This window comes from Alienimonas chondri, from assembly GCF_013036045.1.
GTDB classification, from domain to species: domain Bacteria; phylum Planctomycetota; class Planctomycetia; order Planctomycetales; family Planctomycetaceae; genus Alienimonas; species Alienimonas chondri.
Genome location: NZ_WTPX01000241.1, coordinates 1 through 4,658, shown reverse-complemented (window position 1 = coordinate 4,658; position 4,658 = coordinate 1). Strand labels below are relative to the sequence as shown.

General features: G+C 67.6%; 2 protein-coding genes. Both read left to right on the top strand.

The window, feature by feature from the left end:
* The first annotated feature begins 205 nt into the window (after positions 1–205).
* Positions 206–2,569, top strand: coding sequence for a type IV pilus assembly protein PilM (pilM, locus tag LzC2_RS20325; RefSeq protein WP_171189858.1), 2,364 nt, complete (start codon positions 206–208; stop codon positions 2,567–2,569).
* A gap of 86 nt (positions 2,570–2,655) precedes the next feature.
* Positions 2,656–4,620 carry a hypothetical protein gene (locus LzC2_RS21660; RefSeq protein WP_174977623.1) on the top strand — a complete coding sequence of 655 codons (1,965 nt, stop codon included), beginning with the start codon at positions 2,656–2,658 and terminating at the stop codon, positions 4,618–4,620.
* Positions 4,621–4,658: the final 38 nt, after the last annotated feature.

Genomic DNA, 4,658 nt, shown 5'->3' with positions numbered 1-4,658 from the left:
GGGTCGTTCGGGCGGCGCCGGGGATCGGGGACCGCAGCCCGGAAGGCGACGCCGGACGGGCGGCGGGCCAACCGGCCGATTGACCGGACCGTATACGCAGGGGATGATGACGGGCGGTCGTCCACTCGGGAACTCTCGCCCGACTGGATGCGTCCGGCGCTCGCCGAAACTCGATCCTTTCCCCCGACGACAAACGAATCTCACCATGGCCGACGACCAGCCGGTATGGGGCATTGAAGTCGGGCAAGCTGCCCTCAAAGCGATCAAGCTGCGCCCGGACCCGGTCACCGGCCGGGTGGTGACCGAGGCGTTCGATCTCGTCCAGCATCCGAAGATCCTCAGCCAGCCGGACGCCGTCCCCGCGCAGCTGATCGCGGAGGCGTTCGAGACGTTCCTGTCGCGGAACAGCCTGAAGGGCTGCCGCGTCGCGATGAGTCTGCCGGGCCAGAGCGCCCTGGCCCGGTTCATTCAGCTTCCGCCGGTCGAGTCCTCCCAGATCGCCAAGATCGTCGAGTACGAGGCCCGCCAGCAGATCCCCTTCGCGCTGGAAGAGGTGATCTGGGATTACCAGCCGCTGGGCGGCGGTATGGAAGAGGGCGGCTACACGCTGGAGGCGGAAGTCGGTCTGTTCGCGATGAAGCGCGACCAGGTGGAGATGGCGATGGCGCCGTTCCTCGATCGGAAGATCGAGGTGGACCTCGTCCAGATCGCCCCGCTGGCCCTGTACAACTTCCTGACCTACGACCGGCTGGGGATGCGGCAGGACAAGGAGTTCGACGCTCCCGACGAATACACGATGGTCTGCGACCTCGGGGCGGACAACAGCACGCTGTTGATCTCCAACGGCGACAAGATCTGGATTCGCAACGTCAACGTCGGCGGCAATCACTTCACCCGGGCGCTGGTGAAGGATCAGAAGCTGACCTTCGCCAAGGCGGAGCACCTGAAGTGCAACGCCACCAAGGCGCCGGACCCCCGGGCGGTGTTCCAGGCGCTGCGGCCGGTGTTCAACGACTACGTCGCGGAGATCCAGCGGAGCATCGGGTACTTCAGCAGCGTGAATCGCGAGGCGAAGATCACCCGCGTGCTGGGCGCCGGAAACGGGTTCAAACTCGCCGGTCTGCAGAAGTTCCTGCAGCAGAACCTTCAGTTCCCGGTCGAGCGGGTGGAGCAGTTCAAGTCCGCCGTCGGTGATGAAGTGCTGCAGGACGCGACCTTCCGGGACAACGTCGCCGGGTTCGTCGTGCCCTACGGCGTGGCGTTGCAGGCGGCGGGGCTGACCCGCATCAGCACCAGCCTGGTGCCGCCGGAGATCATCCAGGAGCGGAAGATTCGCAAGAAGAAGCCGTGGGCGGCGCTGGCCGCCGGCGTGCTGCTGGCTGGCGTCAGCGGCACGGCGCTGGGCTACGGCCGATACGCCGACAGCGTCAGCGAGTTCCGCTGGGGCGACGTCATCAAAGAGGTCGGCGATCACAACACCGTCGTCAGCGGCTATCAGAACGACTACGACGACCAGCTCTCCAAGATGACGGAGACGAAGGCGGTCGGCGAAGAACTGACCGCCCCGGCCAGCGGTCGTCGCTACTGGCCCGAGGTCCTGCAGGCGATCAGCGCCGTTACGCCGGGCGATCCCAGCGCCCAGATGGACAAACCGATCACGGAGCGGGACGAAGTTCGCATCAAGTCGATCACGTTCAAAAAAGAGACGGATCTCGCCACCTGGTACGCCGGCCTGCCGGACCTCACCAAGGAGGTGATGACCGAAATGAACGAGGCCGAGGCCAAGAAGCGGAAGCTCGCGGAACTGGCGCGGATCCGCACGGAGTACGCCGCCGCGAAGGCCGCCGCCGAGGCGAACGGCGAACCGGCGCCGCCGCTCCCGCCGGAACTCGACCCCGCTCAGCAAACCGCCGCCGCGCCCGTCGAGGGCGGCGACCCCGCCGCCGAGGGGGAATCGATCTACCCGGATCCCTCGGGCGAGGGCTATGTCGTGACGCTCAAGGGCGTGCATTATCACGACGGCGCCTCGCCGGAAGACCGCGACGCCGGCTACCTCCGCCGCACCGTGCTGCAAAATCTGCGGCAGTGGACGATCGACACGCCCGTCGGCGAGATCCCCGTCGCCAAGCTGGGCATCAGCCACCCGGCCCTGTTGCCGATTCAGGCTCGCAAGTTTCGCTACGACCCGGACGGCACCATCGAGATCGGCATCCCGACCCAACGCGGCGGGTACGGCGGAAGCCCTTACGGTTACGGCGAGGGGGAACCCGGCAATTCGACGTACGAAGACGATCCCCTCGATGAGGGCGGCTCGCCCTTCCGGGGCGGCAACACGCCCATGGACGGCTCGGGATATGACGGGTACGAAGGAACCGGCGGTCGTCCAGCCGGGCCGCGGCCGATCGATCTGACCGGGATCGACGACCAGGAAGCGCCGCCGAACTTTATCGAGATCAACGAGTACCCCTTCACCATCCAGTTCATCTGGCGGAAAACGCCGCCGGAAGAGCGATCCGAAACTCCCGTCTTGCCGTCGTTCGACGAGTCCGCCGACCCCGCGGCGATCTAGCCCGCCGCTTCGCCCGGCGGTCTCCGTCGGGCGTCTCTCGTTCAACGCCCCCATCGTCCCCCGTCCCGCCGCCCTGAGCCGACCCCGTGGACAAGCTACAACCCCTCATCACCCACCGATTCTGGATCGCCTTGGGGCTGACGATCTGTCTGGCCCTGGGGGCGTGGTGGATGGGAACCGGCGCGCTCTCAGAGCAGATCAGCGCTGACGAGGCCAAAGTCGAAGGCACGATCGTGTCCGAAGCCACGATGAAGCCGAATCCCGACTGGATCGAAGAGGCCGAACAGGAACGGCTCATCCGCGAGCAGGAACTCCGCGACGCCGCCATGACGCTGGCGACCACGCAGGAAGATCTCCGCACCTGGCCGGAAAGCTATCAGCAGTACGTCGAAGGCGTCGAGTACTTCAAACCGATTGCGGGCGGGGGACCGGAAGGCCGGAAGGGTCGCGAGCAGTATCGGTTCGTTTACGAGCCGCAGATCGAGCAGCTGCGGGAGTCCCTCCGGCCGTACGACTTCGAGACGCAGACCGGCGTGATGTCCGTGCCGGAAGGCGTGCTGCCGACGTTCGACACGTCGACCTGGCAGTCGAATCCGCCGCTCTCGATGACGGTCTGGAGCGCTCAGGAAGACATCTGGCTGATGCGGGAGTTGCTCAAGCAGCTGAACCTCGTGAACGCGGGGGCGAATACGATCCTCAAGGCGCCGTTGAAAGAGATCCAGAGCTTCAAACTCCGCGGCGGCGCCGGGTTGGAAGAGCCGGAAGGTGTCGCTGCAGCCGGCGCGATGAGCGGCGGATATGAGTCGGAAAATTCGATGACCTCTCCCATGGGGATGGAGAGCAGCGGAATGGACGGCTACGACGCCGAGTTAGGCGCCGGCGGCGCCGGCGGCGGCGGGGCGATCGACAAGGATCTGCTCTTCACGCTGGACGACGAAATCGGCCCGGAGGACGGGCTGGACCAGGATGCATCGCTGATCGCCCCGGCCCTGGCGCCGGCCGAAGCGGACGCCGCGGCCGGAAGCGGAATCGGAAGCGTCGACGGCAACAGTACCTATTCCGGCGAGTCGTCCAGCCCCGGCTTCAGCGACTATGACGACTTCGGAAGCGGCGGCGTCGGAGCAGGGAAGAAGGAATACGTCTCCCCCGGCGGCGGCATGCGGTACATCACCAGCAAGCCGGAGGTGCCCTACCGCACCCGGGCGTTCCGCATGCAACTGGTCGTCGACCATCGCCATCTGACCGACGTCCTCGCGAACCTGTCCAACTCCGCCTGGCCGGTCGAGATCGTCCGCGTGCATCTCGCCGAGGGCGCCAAACCGGTCGGTCCCCGGGCGGCCGGGGCCCGCGGTCCCGCCCGCCGCGGAATGGAAGAAGGCGGCTCGCCGTTCGGCGGAGGTTCCTCCTCGCCGTTTCGCGGGGGGTCTTCCTCGCCGTTCGGCGGTGGTCCCTCCGGCCGGCCGAGCCGCGGATTGGGCCTTCGCTCGTCCGGCGGACTGGGCGGGGCCGGATTGCGTTCGCCGAGGTTCGGCGGTCCGACCAACCGCCCCGCGGCGAACCCCAACGACCCCTACCTCGTCGCGATGGCCGACCCGTACCTCGCCACCGTGGTGATCGGCGGCGTCATGACGATTTACAAACCCCGGACCGAAGAAGAACTCGCCCTGGGAGCTTTGCAAGAGGAGATGGAAGCCGGCGCCGCGCCGCTCGCGGATCCCCTCGACCCGACGACGTCCGTCCCCGAGGACGAGACGACCGCCCTCCCCGCAGACGCCTCGCCCGCCGAGGAGACCTTCGAGGACGCGGGCGTGATCGATCCGCTCGCCCCGAACGTCGATCCCGACGGCGACGCCGCGATGGAGGACGCGGCGGACCTCGGTTTGGAGACCGGGATCGGAGGAGGCGACGAGTTCGAGATCAATCTCACGCCCCCGCCCGGAGCCGGAGCGGCGCCGCCCGGCGCTTCCCCGGAGACCGCGACGCCCCCCGCGGGCGACGCTCCTCTCGATGCTGAACCTGACGCCGAACCGGTCGCCGAAGGCGCCGGCTGATCGCCGGCCCGCTCCCGACGCCCCCGCACCCCCTCAAG